The organism is Prosthecobacter sp. (assembly GCF_044236155.1).
Taxonomy (GTDB): Bacteria; Verrucomicrobiota; Verrucomicrobiia; order Verrucomicrobiales; family Verrucomicrobiaceae; genus Prosthecobacter.
The window spans coordinates 14,114-30,166 of the sequence record NZ_JBIIHA010000018.1 but is presented as its reverse complement, the minus strand read 5'-3'; the positions used below and the strand labels follow the sequence as shown (position 1 = coordinate 30,166).

At 61.9% G+C, this 16,053-nt stretch carries 12 protein-coding genes; 4 read left to right on the top strand and 8 right to left on the bottom strand.

Features of this window, described 5'->3' with window-relative positions; all coding sequences use genetic code 11:
* Positions 1–83 precede the first annotated feature (83 nt).
* Positions 84–1,436, top strand: coding sequence for a hypothetical protein (locus ACILSE_RS15420; RefSeq protein ID WP_395718306.1), 1,353 nt, complete (start codon positions 84–86; stop codon positions 1,434–1,436).
* A 46-nt stretch (positions 1,437–1,482) separates the two neighbouring features.
* Positions 1,483–1,881 carry a thioredoxin domain-containing protein gene (locus ACILSE_RS15415; RefSeq protein ID WP_395718305.1) on the top strand — a complete coding sequence of 133 codons (399 nt, stop codon included), beginning with the start codon at positions 1,483–1,485 and terminating at the stop codon, positions 1,879–1,881.
* 6 nt (positions 1,882–1,887) lie between these two features.
* On the opposite strand, the gene ACILSE_RS15410 is transcribed toward ACILSE_RS15415, so the two are convergent.
* Positions 1,888–2,913, bottom strand: coding sequence for an aspartate-semialdehyde dehydrogenase (locus ACILSE_RS15410; RefSeq protein ID WP_395718304.1), 1,026 nt, complete (start codon positions 2,911–2,913; stop codon positions 1,888–1,890).
* Between the two features lie 113 nt (positions 2,914–3,026).
* Here ACILSE_RS15410 and ACILSE_RS15405 point away from each other — a divergent pair, with 113 nt between their 5' ends.
* A complete protein-coding gene (locus tag ACILSE_RS15405) occupies positions 3,027–3,542 on the top strand; it encodes an O-acetyl-ADP-ribose deacetylase (protein WP_395718303.1) in 516 nt (171 codons plus the stop codon).
* The gene (locus ACILSE_RS15400; RefSeq protein ID WP_395718302.1) at positions 3,539–4,003 is read left to right on the top strand and encodes a L,D-transpeptidase family protein; all 465 of its coding nucleotides are present in this window, start codon (positions 3,539–3,541) and stop codon (positions 4,001–4,003) included. The genes ACILSE_RS15405 and ACILSE_RS15400 overlap by 4 nt, the downstream gene beginning before the upstream one ends.
* Here ACILSE_RS15400 and ACILSE_RS15395 read toward each other — a convergent pair whose 3' ends face one another.
* The 7 genes from ACILSE_RS15395 to ACILSE_RS15365 all read right to left on the bottom strand — a co-directional run bounded on the left by ACILSE_RS15395 (position 4,004) and on the right by ACILSE_RS15365 (position 16,012).
* Complete coding sequence (locus ACILSE_RS15395) at positions 4,004–6,277, bottom strand: sensor histidine kinase (RefSeq protein ID WP_395718301.1); 2,274 nt, start codon at positions 6,275–6,277, stop codon at positions 4,004–4,006.
* An 11-nt stretch (positions 6,278–6,288) separates the two neighbouring features.
* Positions 6,289–6,972, bottom strand: a complete 684-nt coding sequence (locus ACILSE_RS15390; RefSeq protein WP_395718300.1) for a response regulator transcription factor — start codon at positions 6,970–6,972, stop codon at positions 6,289–6,291.
* Between the two features lie 98 nt (positions 6,973–7,070).
* Positions 7,071–8,234, bottom strand: coding sequence for a VWA domain-containing protein (locus ACILSE_RS15385; RefSeq protein WP_395718299.1), 1,164 nt, complete (start codon positions 8,232–8,234; stop codon positions 7,071–7,073).
* Positions 8,235–8,267: 33 nt separating this feature from the next.
* Entirely contained in the window at positions 8,268–10,403 is a 2,136-nt protein-coding gene (locus ACILSE_RS15380; RefSeq protein ID WP_395718298.1) for a VIT domain-containing protein, read from the bottom strand.
* Positions 10,404–10,483: 80 nt separating this feature from the next.
* On the bottom strand, positions 10,484–11,764 hold the full coding sequence (locus ACILSE_RS15375; RefSeq protein ID WP_395718297.1) for a dihydroorotase: 1,281 nt from the start codon (positions 11,762–11,764) through the stop codon (positions 10,484–10,486).
* 99 nt (positions 11,765–11,863) lie between these two features.
* Positions 11,864–14,116: an FG-GAP repeat domain-containing protein gene (locus ACILSE_RS15370; RefSeq protein WP_395718296.1), complete on the bottom strand. Its 2,253-nt coding sequence runs from the start codon at positions 14,114–14,116 to the stop codon at positions 11,864–11,866.
* Positions 14,117–14,185: 69 nt separating this feature from the next.
* The gene (locus ACILSE_RS15365; protein WP_395718295.1) at positions 14,186–16,012 is read right to left on the bottom strand and encodes a hypothetical protein; all 1,827 of its coding nucleotides are present in this window, start codon (positions 16,010–16,012) and stop codon (positions 14,186–14,188) included.
* Between the last annotated feature and the right edge of the window lie 41 nt (positions 16,013–16,053).

Here is a 16,053-nt window from a genome sequence, read left to right as displayed (position 1 = left end):
CCCGATGTTTGTGCGAGGCCGAATGTGTTTCTTGCCAAGGCGCTGCCTCCGGTGTGAGATTTGCCGCGTTAGAAGCTGTTACCATGAGCCTTTCAAAGCTTCCCTCCCGCCGCCGTTTTCTTGAAGCATCCGCGCTTGCTCTTGGCTCTCAGTTGCTCGGCCAGGTGCCCGGCGAACGCCCGAAGCAGGACGCAGCGGTGAAGGTGCTCAATCCACGCGCTCGGGTGCCGGTGAGCATCATCATCGATGATTCGACCTGTCTGGTGAACCTGAACAAGTTCGCCATCCCGCAGTTCGCGGCGGCGAATCCGGGGCGCTACGATCACTACCCGTGGAAAAGCTGGCCGGATGAGATCCCGGACGATTTTGTGCGCAAATTCGCCGATTGGGCCTCGGAGAATGGCGTGAAGGGCAAGTACAGCATCGTGCCCTATCCCGCCTGCGTGGGTCGTCTTGACCGCCAGATCCCCGGCTGGACGCAGAAGGAGCTGCAAAGCAGCATCGACCTCGTGCGTGAGCGCATCATGCCGAATTGGGACATTCATCCCGAGATGGTCACGCACACGCGCATCATCGACACGAAGACCGGGCACCCGCTTCCCGAGATCAGCCCGAAGTTCATGGAGAACTGGAAGTGGTGCGGCGGGCGCAGCGTGGATGAAATCGCCGATTACATGAGCTACGCGCTCACGATCCTCAAAAACATCGGCCTGCCTTGCGAGGGTGTCACGACGCCGGGTGGCTTCGGCAGCGATGCACGGCCGCAGCTCGCGCAGGCGACCTTCGAGGCCTGCCGCGAGGTGTTTCAAACCGAGATCCCGCACTACTTCCGCGATCTTTACGACAAGGGCGAGCAAAGCGTGGCTCCGCTGGTGCAAAATGTGTCCGGTTTGGACACGGACGATCCGCGCTGTGTCGTACACATCCTCGGCTGCACGGGCGACTGGACCGGCGGCTGGGACTGCGTGACGCCGAAGGGCGCGGATGCCTTCATCACCGCGGATGGCAAATCAGGGCGCATGGTCGAGGTCATCCAGCGTGGCGAGCCCGCGATCATCGTGTGCCATTGGACCGGCATTTACTGGAATGGCCTGGAGATCGGCTTCGAGATCTTCCGCGAGGTGGTGAAGCGCCTGCACGCCACCTTTGATCACCTGCACTGGATGAAGCTGAGCGAAATCGCCCGCTACTGGGCGGCGAAGGAGCTCACGAGGATCGAATGGGATGCCGCGAAGCGTGCCGTGATACTCAAAGCGCCGTTCGCGTGCGAGGAGTTCACGTTTTCTGCGCCGATCAGTGTCGGAACGCCTGAGTCGCTCACCAAAGTCGAAGCACGGCTCCAGTTGCAGCCAGGGACGTGGTGTCGGGAGAAGGACACCACGCTCATCTGCCTCAAGATGCCGAAGGGTGTGACGAAGATCGCCTTCAAGTCGTGACGCATTGCCCGCTTGCTTCCTGGCGGCGAAGCCCGGATGTTTCAACATGAAGAAGGAAAACATCGGACTCTGGATCACCGGGGCGTTTCTGCTCCTGATGGGTTGGATCGCCTTCGACATGCTGCGTCCGGCATCGGGTGGAGGTGTTGGAAGCACCACGTCGATAGCTGCTGTGAGGACGGCCAAGGTGCCGGTACTCGTCGAGTTTTACGCCGACTGGTGCGGCCCGTGCAAAGTCGTCGGCCCGATGGTCGAGGAGCTTTCGCGCGAACTGAAGGGCAAGGCGCTCGTGGTCCGCATCAATATTGATGAAGATCCGAAGCTCGCCCGCTCTCACGGCGTGCGCGGCGTCCCCACTTTCATCGCCTACAAGTCAGGACGCGAAACCGGCCGCGAGGTCGGCGGCATTCCGAAGGAACGCATGCGCGAGCTTCTGGGCTTGTGATCGGGCTTATAGCAAGCACTCCGCGATCTGCACGGCGTTCAGCGCGGCGCCTTTGAGGAGCTGGTCGCCGACCACCCAGAAAGCGAGACCGTTGTCGAGCGCACAGTCCTTGCGGAGGCGGCCGACGGCGCAGTTGTCGCGACCGGCGATGTCGAGGGCCAGCGGATAGACCTTGTTAGCCGGATCGTCGAGCACATCGAGGCCAGGGGCTTTTGACAGCACCTCACGGGCGGCCTCCACGGTGACAGGTTTCTCAAACTCTGCGCTGATCGCCACGCTGTGCGCGCGGAAGACCGGGATGCGCACGCAGGTCACCGAGGCGCGGAAGTCCGGATGATGCATGATCTTGCGACCCTCGTTCTCCATCTTCATCTCCTCCTTCGTGTAACCGCTCTCAAGGAACGAATCGACATGCGGGATCGCGTTGAAGGCGATCTGGTGCGGATAGACGTGCGGCTTGCTGTCGAGCTTCGCGGCGTCCCAGGCGCGGTTTTGACCGGCCCACTCGCGGGACTGGTTCGCCAGCTCCTCGATGGCCTGCGCCCCGGTGCCGGAGACGGCCTGGTAGCTGCTGGCAAAGATGCGCTTCACGCCAAAGGCTTGGTGAAGCGGATACAGCGCCATCAATGAGATCGCGGTGGTGCAGTTCGGGTTCGCGATGATACCCTTGTGGGACTTTACATCGGCGGCGTTGATTTCCGGCACGACGAGAGGCGTGTTCGGGTCCTGGCGGAAGTAGGACGAGTTGTCCACCACAACGGCACCCGCCTTGACTGCATGTGGGGCAAAATCGCGCGAGATGCCACCGCCGGCGCTGAACAGCGCGATGTCGATGCCCTTGAACGAGTCCGGCGTGAGCTCCTGAATCGTGATGTCCTGGCCTTTGAACTTCAGCTTCTTCCCGGCGCTGCGTGCGGAGGCGAGGAGGGTGAGGCTGGCGACCGGGAAGGCGCGTTGTTCGAGGCAGCGGATCATTTCCACGCCGACGGCGCCGGTGGCTCCGACGATGGCGACGTGCTTTGGAGTGCTCATGGTGTCAGGGTTGAGGTTGGGGGTGAAAAGGGCCGCGATAGTAAGGGCTTATGGACTGGATGCAAGGACGTGAAAAGCCTTGCCCGAACGGCCGGAAAACCGGATGAACGGGCATGGTTGAGTTGAAAGTTCTCCAAGGCGACATCACCACGCTCGATGTCGATGCGATTGTGAACGCCGCCAACACTTCGCTGATGGGCGGTGGCGGCGTGGATGGGGCGATCCACCGGGCGGCTGGGCCGGAACTTGCGGCGGAATGCATGATGCTCAATGGCTGCCGCACCGGTGAGGCGAAGATGACCAAGGGCCACAAGCTCAAGGCACGGCATGTCATCCACACCGTCGGACCCGTCTGGCATGGCGGTGGTAACGGCGAGCCGGAGCTGCTGCGGTCCTGTTATATCAACTCCCTTCAGCTCGCGGCAGGGCACGGTTTGCACAGCATCGCATTTCCATGCATCTCGACGGGTGTTTACCGGTTCCCGGCGGATCAGGCGGCGCGGATCGCGGTCGATGCCGTGCGCGAGTTCATCGCGTCCGGCTATTCGTTGCGGGAAATCATCTTTTGTTGCTTCTCTGAACCGGACCGGCTTCGTTATCAAAAGCTTCTAAAGACACAGCAACCATGACACCCGCCAGTCCGCGCCTCGAAGTCAGCATCGGCACGCAGCAGATTCGTTTGCTTGATGGATTCCACGTCGTGCGTGAATGGCCGTGCTCCACGTCGAAATTCGGCATCGGCTTCACCGAGGGCAGCAACAAGACCCCGCTTGGTCATTTTGTGATCAAAGAAAAACACGGCGAAGGAGCGGAGCGCGGCACGATTTTCAAATCACGGCAGCCGGTGGGCTTGTGGACGCCTGGCATGGACACGAAGTCTGATTTCGTGCTCACGCGCATCCTGTGGCTGCACGGACTGGAGCCACGCAATGCAAACACCTTCCAGCGCTACATCTACATCCACGGCACGAACGATGAAAACGGCATCGGCCGCCCTGGCAGCCATGGATGCGTAAGGATGCGAAATCGCGATGTGATCGAGCTTTTCGATCGCGTGCCCGTGGGCACGGAGGTGTGGATCGGGGAGTGATTACTTCGGTAGCCGCAGCACGAAGCATGCGCCGTCCTTGTGGGCGGCATCCAGGGTGATCGCGCCACCGAGCGCGGTGGCAAGGCGGCGGCACAGCGCGAGTCCCAGGCCGACACCCGGCGCGGAGTGCGCGGCCTGGTCCGCGCTTTTGTGAAACGGATGGAAGATACGCCGCCGCTCGCTGCGTGAAATGCCGCCGCCATGATCGCGCACGCGTAGCATGGCAAACTTCCCGCCTGAGTCGGCCTCGACATGGATCACCGGCTCAGCGGCACGCGGAGCGGCGTATTTGCAGGCATTATCGACGAGATTGAAAAGAATCTGCTCCACCGCGGCCGCGTCGATGTGCAATTGCGTTTTACGGTCGGCTTCCGTGGCATGCACGCGCACCTCCATGCCGCAATCATCGGCGCGTTGCTTCAAACGGGGCAGGATGCGGTCCAGCAGCTCACCGATGGTGATGTTTTCAGCGCGTGCCTTCGCGCCCCCACGTTCGAGCCGTGCATAGGCCAGCACATTCTCGACAAGATGACTCAAACGGCCCGCCTCGCCTGAGAGAGTGTCGAGATAGGTCTTCCGTTGCGCTTCATCCGTCACCATGCCGTCCGCCAGCATCTCCGAGTAGAGGCGGAAGGTCGTCAGCGGAGTGCGCAGCTCGTGCGTGACGGCGGAAACGAAGGCGGCGCGGCGTTCGCTCAAGGTCACGGTGCCGAAGAGCACGAGACCGACCGCCGCAGCCGCGAGCAGCACGCAGGCGAGCGCGATGGCGAGTGATTTGCGCAAAGGCGTCCAGAAGGGTAGCGGCGGCAGTTGGATTACGCCTGGGAGCAGCCGCACGGGCAGCGCGGCGAAACGGAGTGGGTCATCCTCAGGACGCGCGCCTGCGATCGCATTCGCCGCAGGTTCGAGTTTCGCCTCGGGAAACAGGTCGGTGATCTCACGCAGCCATGCGGCACGCAGCGCTGGCCAGTCCAGCCAGACGCCCTGCACCATCCGCACGCCATCGACGACAGCCTCTCGTGTGAGCAGAAGATTTCCATCCAACCACACACCCACGAATGGACGTGAGCTGTTGGGGGCCGGGGTGTTGCTCCTGCGCTCCAGCGTGACTGCATTCGCCTTGGCAGCGTCAAGTGGTGCGCTGGCAAAAGGATCTGCGGGAGCAGCAGGTGCCGCAGACGAAGCCCCCACTGCCTTGAACGCACCGCCCGCTGCATCGGCCCTCCTGGCGGCAGGTGCGCTTGCCGCTGGAGGCACTGGCTGCGGCACTGTTTGTACTGCGGCTGTTTGATTGCCCTCCATCGCCTTCGCAGCAGGCGCCGGCGGGGATGCCGCCAGCTTGTCGATTTCGGCTGGCTTCCTGGGTTCCTGTGGAAGCATCTTCGATGGCATCGGCTTGGGCTCTGCCTTTTCTTCATCGGCGAGCGCCAGCGCTCCTGATGCCGTCTTCGTCTTGATCATCGGCTGCTGCTTGATCGCCTCCTCCGCCTGCGCGGTGACGGCACGATTGCGAGAGAGATTCTCCGCATTGCTGAGCACCAACTGCTGCTGCTGTGTGATCAAAGTGCCCTGCTGCGCATTCCAGGCCGGATTGCGTGGCGAGTTGGCATCATTTGCGGCGATTGGCGTGTCATCGATATCAAAGCGCGCCACGCACGCGGTCTCTGCCAGCAGTTGTTTGTTGAGTGTGGGAGTCGGAGCCGGTGCTCGTGGTGGGGGCGACCTGCCCGCACCACGCCAAAAACTCGTCGCTTCATTCTTGGGAGGCGTCAGGACTTTCACCGGACTCGCCAGCAATTCACGCAGGCCGCTGAGCCGCTGCTCACTGCGGGTGAGATCGTCGGGATTGATGAATTGCGCGAGTGCAAGCGTCCTCTCTCCATTCTGCGGCACCTGCGGGGACAGCACCTGGCCGCGTGAGTCCATCTGGAAATGCAAAAGCACATGTTCAGGAATCTCCGCCAGCAATGACGAAGGCACCAGCACCTCTCCCTTGGCCACATTGCCATACAGCTTGTTCACCAGGCCCTCGGGAGAATGAAACGGGCGGAAATCATGCGGCGGACGCGCATTCTCGCGCATGAGCAGGGCGCTGGCCTGGAAATCAAGCCGCCACAGCGCCAGTCTCACGCGCTCCTGCTGCTCCGCATCCCGCGTCGCGCTCTCACGCTCGCGCTCCAGCGCCAGGGTGTGCCACCCCACCCAGCCCATCGCCGCGAGCAGCAGCCCGAAGCAGGCGAGGAAGGTGATCCCGATATGGAGAGGTTTGCGCATTGAAATGATGCTCATGCGAGCTGGTAGCCCTTGCCGCGCACGGTGACGATCAAACGAGGCGAATCGGCGTCATCGCGCAGTTTGTGCCTCAAGTTCGCGATGTGCATGTCCACCGTGCGTGTCTCCGTCTGCTTGTTGTCGATGTGCCAGACGCGTTGCAGCAGCTCTTCACGCGAAACGGGTCTTCCCCGGTTTAACGCCAAGTAGCGCAGCACGTCACGCTCGCGTTCGGAGAGTTCGGCGCGTTCTCCATTCTCGAAACGCGCTTCGCTTTGGCCGAAATCGATCGTTGCCGAAGATAGCGTGAGCGTTTCGCTCACCGGTTGGCGCTCCGGAGCCCGGCGCAGCACGGCTTCGACACGGGCGAGCAGTTCACGCACGCTGAAGGGCTTCACGACGTAATCATCCGCACCGAGGCGCAGGCCGCGCACGCGATCATTCTCCTCACCACGGGCCGAAAGGATGATGACCGGGGTCCCCGGCCGCTCGCGACGCAACGCCTTCAAAATGTCAAAGCCGGTGGCATGTGGCAGCACCAGATCGAGCAGCATGAGGTCAAAGGACGCGCTCAAGGCCAGCTTCATGCCATTCTCTCCATCGCCTGCCTCCAGAGTCGTGTGTCCGGCGAATTTGAGCGCATCCAAGACGCCGCGACGGATCGCGGCGTCGTCTTCGATGACCAGAATGGTGTGCATGGCAGCAGATTAAATGACGAATGATGAATGGGGAATGACGAATTCAGCGGGTGGATGGGTCCATTCGGCATTCGGTCATTCTGGTTTCGTCATTTCGGTTACTTCTCCCACACGACGCCTTTTTTCTCGGCCTGCGCGCGCAGCGCCTTCACCATAGCGGTGTCCAGCGTGTCGTTCTTGGAGGATTCTTTGCGCTGGGTCGCGACATAGGCTTCGCGTTCCTTGTTCAAGGCGAGCACTCTTTTCTGAATCTCCTCACGTTCGGCGGTTTTCTTCGAGAGGTAGGCCTTCCGCTCGTCCACGGTCATTTTCTTCATCTCCTCGGGCAGATCGGCCTCGCTGACTCTGGTGATGTCAAAGCCCTTCTGCTTGCAGGCATCGACGAGATCCCAGGCACCGTTGAAGTAGTTCGCGCTGACTTTGGTGAGCGTGCGTTGCACCGCCGCGCCAGACTCGGCCTTGGCAGTGGCGTTCCCATCCTGTGCAACCTGGCGTGCCTTCGCGGCAGGCGCAGCGGCACCGTAGTTGATGTAGGTCTTGTTGAGCTCCTCGTTGAGCTTCACGATCTCCTTGTCCTGAGGTGCTTCGATGTGAACGACGGCCTGGTTCTGGTCAATGACGAGGTATTGGCCATCAGCGAGCAGCGCGCCCTGGTTCCAATGCTCGGCGATGCCCTGCGCCTCTCCGCCACAGTGGATCGTGTTCACGATGATGCCCTTCGCGATGGCCCCCTGGCAGCTCTTCTTCGAATCCACCGGACCTTGGGTGAATGGTTCGTTGCCGGCGATGAAAATGGCTTTGTAAACCTTCGGATTTGGGTCCCAGGCGAGGTCTTTGGTCGCACGTTGGATCACCGCACCGCAGTATTCGTCGCCGCCGTTGGTGGTGAGGGCGAAGAGATCCTCGGAGACCTTGTCGAGATCGCGGGTGAGCGGCTGAATCTGCCGAATCCAGTGCTCGCGGCTCTCCAAAGACGATTTGCCGTATTCGTAGAGCGCCACCTGCACGACGGGCGTTTTGCCGTCCTGCTTCGCGGTGATGAACTCGTTCACGAGTTTCCACAGTTGTGTCTTCGCCTGCTCGATGAGGCCGCTCATGCTGCTGCTCGTGTCGAGCAACACAGCGATTTGCACGACGGGTGTGTCAGCGACGGCAGTTTCGACTTTGGCGACTTCCGCCGTGGGTGCGGGCGGCTGGCCTTCTTTGGCGATGCCAATGCACGCGGTGAGAACCGTGGCGATGAGGATGTGTTTCGTTTTCATGGATGTGGTTTGGGTGGAGTGGACGGGAAAATCTCAGCGGATGAGGACAAGTTGGCCGCGATGCTCGACAAGCAGCTCGCCACGCAGCGCGAGCAGGCCCTGGCGGTTGTCGGCGGCGAGTTCATCGACCAGGCGGCCAAACTCGGTGCTGCCGATCTCAATGGTGCGGTCGGGCGTACGTTCGGCCTTCGCTGCGGCCGAATCGGTCCAGCGGTTGCCTTTGTTGAAAAACGCTCCCGCCTGGCACTGCTGCACGCTGGTGATCTCGATGGCGTTCATCTTGTCATCTAGGAAGCGATTGCGCGGATTGAGCTGCTTCGACTCGGCGGCTTTCTGCAAGTTGCCCGCCTGTGACACGGCCGCAGGTCCGCTGCGAATCTTCATCACCTTGTCGCTGTAGTTGAAGGCCGCCTTGCTGGCATTCGGAGCCGCCGCAGCGAGCGAGGTGCCTTCTTCGGCCAGGAAGGCGGTGTATTCGGTCAGAATGCCGAACTGGGTCGAGAGACGGACGATTTCATTCACCAACTCGGTCGTGTTCGCTGTTGCGCCGTCGGCACCGAGATCGCGGATCGCTTCGCTGAGCACGGCGATCTTATTGCTGGCCCACAAACGGGCCACGAAGGCGTTCGCAGTGCTTGCCTTGTCGAGATTGAAGGTGAAATCGAACTTCCGCTCGCCTTCGGCCGAAGCGCCGGTGAGTTGGAAATGCAGCGGCGCTTCGCCACGATAGGTGCCGGAGAGGAGAATCTGCTCGCCTTCGAAGACATCGGGCAACGGTGAGGGAATCAGGTCGCTCACGCGATTCGGATCATCCAGCACACGCAGCGCCGGTTTGGTGAGCAATGGGCCGCGCAAGCGATCGAACACACGACCGACCTTCACTTCGACATCTTCCTTTGGCAGCACAAACTCCGCACTGGCGCGTGTTTCGCGGGCGATCCGTGATAGCAGCGGCGTGTTCACATCGACGCCGACACCGAACGTGAATACGCGGCGCTGGTGCGGATTACCCTTCGCCACAGTCTCACGGATCGCCTTCTCGGAGGTCTGACCTATGGTCGGCAGGCCGTCGGTGAGGAACAGAACGAGCGGCAGCATGCCATCGAGCGGCTTCTGACGCAGCGCCTCGACCACGGAGTCGTGGATGTTCGTGCCACCGCTGACGCGCAAAGCACTGATGTAGTCGCGGGCCTGTTTCGTTGTCTCGGCGTTCTTGATCACCGGCTGCGCGGCGAACATTTCGACCGCTTCGTTATAGACGATGAGATTGAAGCCTTCGCCGTCGTTCAGGCCCTCGATCACCTGCAAAGCCGCCGCCTTAACCTGATCCAATTTCGGCCCCGCCATGCTGCCGCTGCGGTCGATGACGAGCGTGACTTCGCGTTTGATCGGCACAGCATCGGCTTTGGGCTTCGGTGGAGCGATCATGACCAGGAAATAGCCTCCGCCGATCTTCGGATCGGGATAAGCGAGCAACGAGGCCGTCATTTCGTCCTTCGTCTCGCGCAGGAACGACACGCGGAAGGCTCCTGGGTCTTTGGTTTCGCATGAAAGCGTCGCTTCGTTGCCGTTTGGCTGTTTGACGGCGATCTCATGGCTCGGCGAATACACCGAGGCGATGCGTGAGGTCGATTTGACTCGCATGGAGAGCTTCCACGGCACGGAATACTCCACCGCCTCCGAACGCGGCAGCACGTAGTCGAGGCGTGAACCGTCGGCTTCGAGAAGCTGCTCATACGTCACGCGGACTTTTTGCGTGCCATTCGCCGGAACCGGAAACACGCTCGATTTCACGACGGCGTTGCCCACGAACTCCAGCAGCGCCGGATCGCGTGTCTGGGCGACGATCCTGTCGTAAATGCGGCGTGCCTCATCACGCGGCAGCAGACGAGCGGTGGCCTCAGCATTCCCGCCTTCAAAGGCAAAGGTCTTCAAAACAGCGCCCTGCGGCACGGGAACGAGCAGTTCGGACTCCAGCGGCCGGCCCGTCGGATTGCGCAGCGCGATGTCGAGCGTCGTCGTGGCGATTTGATCCGCGAGGTCGATGCGCGCATCGACTTGGGTCACTTGCACCGCCTGCGTGTGGATCAGGCGGGTGTTGGGTGAAATCCATGCCGTCTGCGCGAACAGGCTGGTGGTGACAAAGAGGGCACAAAGAATCGTCTTCATGCCGCCATGGTGATTCAGGCGGGATCAGGCGTCTGTAAACGCACTGTAAAGTTGTCTTGTTCCGCAGGAACAAGGCTGCTTTACCGCGCCAGCAGCTCCTCACCGCGATACACCACGCGTTCGACCATGCCTTGAAGCGTTTGGTCGAGGAAGGGCGTGTTGAGGCTCTTCGATTTCATGAAATCGCGGCTGAAGGTCGTCGTGCGGGCGGGATTGAAGAGGATGAACTCGGCGATGCCGCCTTCCTTGATCGGAACCGTGGGCAGTTTCATGAGGCGGCGTGGTTCGGCGCTGTAGCGCTTCACGATGATGCCCCAGTCGAGCAGGCCTTTGCTGATGAAGCGGTCGAAGAGGCTCGGCAGCGCGGTTTCGAGGCCGGTGATGCCAAAGGGGGCGCTGGCGAAGTCCTGGTTCTTCTCAAATGGCGTGTGCGGGGCGTGGTCGGTGGCGATGACGTCGAACCAGCCGTCCTTGAGACCCTGGAGCAGCGCGGCGTTGTCCTCCGGTGTGCGCAGCGGCGGGTTCATCTTGTAGTGCGTGTCGTAGTCGCCGATGTGCTCGTGATTGAAGATGAGATGATGCGGCGCGATCTCGCAGGTGACGCGGATGCCGCGATCTTTGGCTCGTTTGATGGTGCCCATGCCGCGCTCGGTGCTGACGTGCTGGATGTTGAGATGCACGCCGGTGAATTCGGCGAGTCTAATGTCGCGGGCGATGCAAATTTCCTCACTGATGGCGGGGATGCCGGGCAGGCCGAGCGAGTAGCTGATTTTGCCCTCGTGCATGCAGCCTTTGCCACTGAGCTCCTTCACCTCGCAATGGCTGGCGAGTGGCATGTCGAACTCGCGCGCGTATTCCATGGCGCGGCGGAGCACCTGCGGGTTATTGACGGGAAAACCGTCGTCGGTGAGCATGACGGCTCCGGCGGCCTTCATGCCGGCGATTCCGGCGAGTTCCTCGCCCTTGCGGCCTTTGGTGATAGCTCCCGAAGTGTAGATGCCGGAGCCGATGCGCGTGCGGCGGGCGCTTTCGAGCACGCTGCGCACCACGCCCGAATTGTCGATGGCGGGTGCTGTGTTCGGCATCATGACGAAGCCGGTGATGCCACCGTTGATCGCGGCCTCGGCGCAGGTGGCGATGTTTTCCTTCTCCTCCTGGCCGGGTTCGCGGGCATGGACGTGGATGTCGAACATCGCGGGCATCAGGATGCGTCCCGTGCAGTCGATGACTTCCGCATTCTCAACGCCGGTGATGTTGGCGGCCACGCCGATGATTTTGTCGCCTTCGACGAGCACGTCGGCGGTTTGGAGCTTGGGGCTGTCTTCGCTGGCGACCTGGGCGTGGCGGTAGAGGCGTTTCATCGCACGATGAGTGTGGCAGGATTTTAGGCTGCGCAAGCCTGTGAAAAGGCCAACTCCTGCGATGGAGCGCCGGACCGACAGACAGGAGTGTCTGTCGTACTACTTCTTCCGCGTGTAAAGCAGCACACGGTCGTGCGTGAGCAGGCAAAGGTCGAGGCGGCCGTCCTTGTCGAGGTCGAGAGCGGCGTAGTCGTGCGGCTCGTTTTCGAGGCCGGTTTTGCCTCGGAAGTGCGGGTCGGTTTCGAAGACGCGGAAGTACATGGAACTTTCCCACTTCGAACCGTTGGCGGGTTGGAAGAACTCGATCACGCGGCTCTTCGCGGTGTCGAGCAGGGCGATGTCGTCGCGATCCTCGCCGGAAAACGACGCGGCGATGAGATCGGAGGGCGTGGTGTCCTTCAGCTCGCTGTCGAAGGTGGTCACGGTTTCGAGCTTGAGCGTGGATCCGTCGAGCGGGGCGATCTGGAAGCTGGTTTTGCCGAGCAGGAGAAGCCGGGTGCTTTTTTCAGCCCCCATAAGGGCGCAGTGCTCGGGTGTCATGACGGGAAGAGCGTGCGTGTGGTCGGCGCGATAGACGCGATCCTTGCCTGCGGTCAGCTCGTGCAGCTTGCTGTGCGTGGCGTCGATGAGGAGGACGGAAAGCCTGCCATCCTTCTGCGACACGAGAGCGCTGTGCAGCTCGGCGGCGGGATCGGGGGCGTTGAACTGCTCGACGACGGCCGCCCTGCCATCAGCATCGACCTTGAAGGCACGGGCAAGCTGCTGGCTGGCGATGATGAACTCGGCCTTGCCGTCGCCATCGAGATCACCAGTGGTCAGCGCTGCTGGCGTGAGCTTGGCGACAAAGGTGTCCGGAATGCCCTCGACTCGCTTGAAAGGCGCTTTCGCATCGGCGGCGCTGAGCAGGAGCTGCATCGGCCCGAGATTCGAGAAGAGGACGAGATCACCACGGCCATCTTGGTTGGCATCGATGATGCGGATGCCGTTGATGCGGCCGGTTTTCACCGCCAGCTCCTGCGTGGTGGCCGCAAAGCCTTTGGCGGCGGCGTTTTTGCGCAGCGTGACGAGCTGGGGCTTTGATTTGATCTCGCTGACGCAAAGAATGGCGGAATCGGTGGTCAGGGTGAGCAGTGACTCACCTTCCTTCGCTTGATAGACGATCTCGGGATAGAGGAGGCGGTTGTCCTTCCATTGCGCGACACCGACGGACTGCTCACCGGGGCTGAGGAGCACGAGGTCGGTTTTTTTGTCTCCATCCACATCGGCGATGGCGAGGGATTCGACCCCGCTGAGCACGGGAAACTCGCGTCCTTCGCTGAACCCACCGCCAGCGCCGCCCTGGAACAACCACACACGCGCCGCCTTGGGATCGGCCATCACGACATCGGCGATGCCGTCGCCGGTGAGATCGCCATGCGCGACGGCTCCGTTCTTCGTGTCGGACGGCGGCATGGCATAGCGGATGGTGGCGGCCCGGTCGGCGTTCGGTTCGGCGGCGTCCTGCACGAGCTTCGCGACCTCGACCATGCTGGTCTCGTCCTGAATCCAGGCGACGCCGGTTTTCTTGCCGCCAAGGCGCACGGGATGAAGCCAGTGACGTGTGTTAGGAATCTCAAGCCGCCATTCCTCGCCAAAGGTCGTGCCCTCATGCTGGAGACGCACAAGAAGGGCGTCTCCCTCCGGCGCGGTGTAAAACAGGTCGGCTCGGCCATCACCATCGAGATCGGCGACGCTCAGTCCGGCACAGCCGCTTTCGCCGAGCGCGTGGTTTTGCGGCTCGGCCCACTCTCCGGGTGCTTTTTGAAGCATTACCATCAAACGCGTGCTGGTGAGCAGCGCGATGTCATCCCGGCCGTCCCCGTTCAAGTCGCGTGCGACGAGGGTTTCGGTGTCGTCGGCGGTGGAGTCGAGCGTGAACTCGCGCTTCTGCGTCCACGAGCCTTTTTCACCCTGCATGCGCAGGACGAGCTTCTCCTCGTCGGTGATGAAGGCGATATCCGGTTTCTTGTCGCCGTTCCAGTCACCCACGACGAGCGCGGTGGCGGCGTGGCCGATGACGAGCGGTTGTTTGTCAAAGCGCGAGACTTCGAGAACCGGGTTCCAGCGATCTTCACGAGCGGATTTCTCGGGCTCGCCGGGTTTCACGCCGTCTTTGCGCTGAAGCAGGAACTCGATGCGCGCGCGTGAGGAGTTCAAAATCGCGAGATCCGTCAGCCCGTCGCCATTGAAGTCACCTGCACGCGGGCTGGAGGTGTTCCAGTCGAGTTTGACGATCTCCGGGCCATCAAAGTAGAGAGCGGGAGGAGCGGCGAAGGCAGATGCGGTCAGCAGAGCGAGGACGAAGGAGCGCATGGGGCTAAAAATGACGAATGGCGAAATCCGAATGACGAGTGAATGACGAAGCCCCAGGTCCGAACTTCGTCATTCTTTGGCGACAGGCGTGGTGAGGTAGTGGAGGTGGAGCGCGTCCGGAAGCGGGTAGCTGGCACTGAGCAGGCTGCCGAAGTGGCGCTGGAAGGTTTCGTTCGAGGGACGGGCACTGGCGTCAAACCAGCCGGAAGCGGCCGTGGCGGCAGCTTCCTCCGGCGCGAGCGCCTTTTTGCCCGGGCCCTTTTTCTTCGCAGCGGCGGCTTGGCCGCCGGTTTTGCTTTCGAGCGCGGCGGCGGCGGTGGCGAGCATGTTGAGCAGGCGGCCCGCGTCGGTGATGCCGATGCCGTTGTAGTTTTTCGGCGCGAGGGAGAGCAGGTTCTGCACATGCGGACCGTCCCAGACTGCCGGCCCGGAGGGATCCTTCATGCGGGCGAGGATTTTCTTCAGCGTGTCCTGCGTGCCGACGGAGATGAGCAGGTATTTACCCGTGTTGCAGTAGGCCATCTCGGTGGCGGTGCCGGTCTGCGAGGTTTTGAGTGTGTTGATGTTGAAGCCGAGGTAGTCGCTCTCCTCGAAAGCGCCGAAGCCTGCGCCAGCGAAGCGTTTGAGGCCTTCCAGAGCGCCGCCGAGCTTGTCCGCGTCCTTGATCTTGAAGCCCATGACCTGGCTGTCCTTCGTGCCATCGCCATCCTGCGCCTGGATGATCTCGTCATCGAGACTGCCGAGGAGATCGTCGCGAATCTTGAAGCCCATCTGCGCCTCGAGCTGCGGGACCTGCATGGTGACCATCATCGCGATGGGGCCGAGCTTGGCGATCATGCCGAGCAGCCCGTCATAGATCGCACCGAAGTCCATGCGCGCCACGCTGGCGGTCAGGATGCCCTGCGGGATGAATGGAGGCAGCGCGGCCTCCGCGTTCGTGCCGCGCATGATGGAAAGAATGCCGGAGGGCTTCTGCGGATGCAGGATCGTCATGTCGATGCGGGTCTGCGTGTCCTGCAGCTCGGCGGTGAAGGCGATGGCCTGCAGCTCCTGCGCGCCGAGCATGTCCATGATCTGCTTCGGCTTGATGTCAAAGCTCAGGCCGCCCGCGGCTTTGTTGTCGTCTTTCTTTTCCGCCTCGGCCTTGGCGAGCGCTTTTTCACCGAGCTCGAGCATCCTCGCGCCGTTGAAGTAAATCATCATGTCGGCGCTGCCGTTGGTGATCTGGCCGATGCGGGATAGGTGCTCGCGCGCGACGCCCGGGGCGTCACCAGCGCCGTTTTTGAGGGCGGCGATCATGTATTCCATGAGCTTGCGGCGGTTCGCCTCGATCATCACATCTCCCACCATGGCCCAGGAGGTGACCCAGGGCGCGTCGGGCCCGTCTCCTTCCGCGGCAATCTGCACGCTCACGCCGCCGATGTCCTCCGTCCGCATCTTGACGGCTTCGTTCTCCTTCTTCTTCGCCTCCACCTCGGCGGTCATGTGCGCCTCGATCTCCTTCTGTTTTCCGGCGACCTCGCAGAGCGAGACCTCGGGGGGATTTACTCGGCTCTCGGCGAAGTCCTCCAGCACGAGGAAGCTCACCAATGCGCCGGGGTAATCCTTCAAGGTGTCGTGCAGGCCGCTGCCGTACTGCTCCTTGAAATACTTGTCCCAGGGCGCGTCGCCATCCTTGCGCAGCGGCGCCATCCAGCGCTTCGCCTCGTCATCCTCCATGAATTTGGCGAAGCTGCTCTTGTCCCAGTCGGCGAGAAGCTCGGGGGTGTTTTTGACGGCGATGACACCGGCGGTGTCCTTCGGCATGAGATTGAACCATTGCTCCAGCCGGTCGGCGGCGGAGGCGGGAAGGACGCTGGCGAGCAGCAGGGAGATGAGCAGGGGGGCGCGTTTCATGGGGTGGGACAAAGTTTGCGAGGGGACGACTCTTACTGAGG

What these genes read in the sequence shown, in the direction of transcription:
- ACILSE_RS15415 (WP_395718305.1), top strand. Translation starts at nt 1,483, where the DNA reads ATGAAGAAGGAAAACATCGGACTCTGGATCACCGGGGCGTTTCTGCTC.
- ACILSE_RS15385 (WP_395718299.1), bottom strand. Translation starts at nt 8,234, where the DNA reads ATGAAAACGAAACACATCCTCATCGCCACGGTTCTCACCGCGTGCATT.
- ACILSE_RS15375 (WP_395718297.1), bottom strand. Translation starts at nt 11,764, where the DNA reads ATGAAACGCCTCTACCGCCACGCCCAGGTCGCCAGCGAAGACAGCCCC.
- ACILSE_RS15395 (WP_395718301.1), bottom strand. Translation starts at nt 6,277, where the DNA reads ATGCGCAAACCTCTCCATATCGGGATCACCTTCCTCGCCTGCTTCGGG.
- ACILSE_RS15405 (WP_395718303.1), top strand. Translation starts at nt 3,027, where the DNA reads ATGGTTGAGTTGAAAGTTCTCCAAGGCGACATCACCACGCTCGATGTC.
- ACILSE_RS15390 (WP_395718300.1), bottom strand. Translation starts at nt 6,972, where the DNA reads ATGCACACCATTCTGGTCATCGAAGACGACGCCGCGATCCGTCGCGGC.
- ACILSE_RS15410 (WP_395718304.1), bottom strand. Translation starts at nt 2,913, where the DNA reads ATGAGCACTCCAAAGCACGTCGCCATCGTCGGAGCCACCGGCGCCGTC.
- ACILSE_RS15365 (WP_395718295.1), bottom strand. Translation starts at nt 16,012, where the DNA reads ATGAAACGCGCCCCCCTGCTCATCTCCCTGCTGCTCGCCAGCGTCCTT.
- ACILSE_RS15370 (WP_395718296.1), bottom strand. Translation starts at nt 14,116, where the DNA reads ATGCGCTCCTTCGTCCTCGCTCTGCTGACCGCATCTGCCTTCGCCGCT.
- ACILSE_RS15380 (WP_395718298.1), bottom strand. Translation starts at nt 10,403, where the DNA reads ATGAAGACGATTCTTTGTGCCCTCTTTGTCACCACCAGCCTGTTCGCG.
- ACILSE_RS15420 (WP_395718306.1), top strand. Translation starts at nt 84, where the DNA reads ATGAGCCTTTCAAAGCTTCCCTCCCGCCGCCGTTTTCTTGAAGCATCC.
- ACILSE_RS15400 (WP_395718302.1), top strand. Translation starts at nt 3,539, where the DNA reads ATGACACCCGCCAGTCCGCGCCTCGAAGTCAGCATCGGCACGCAGCAG.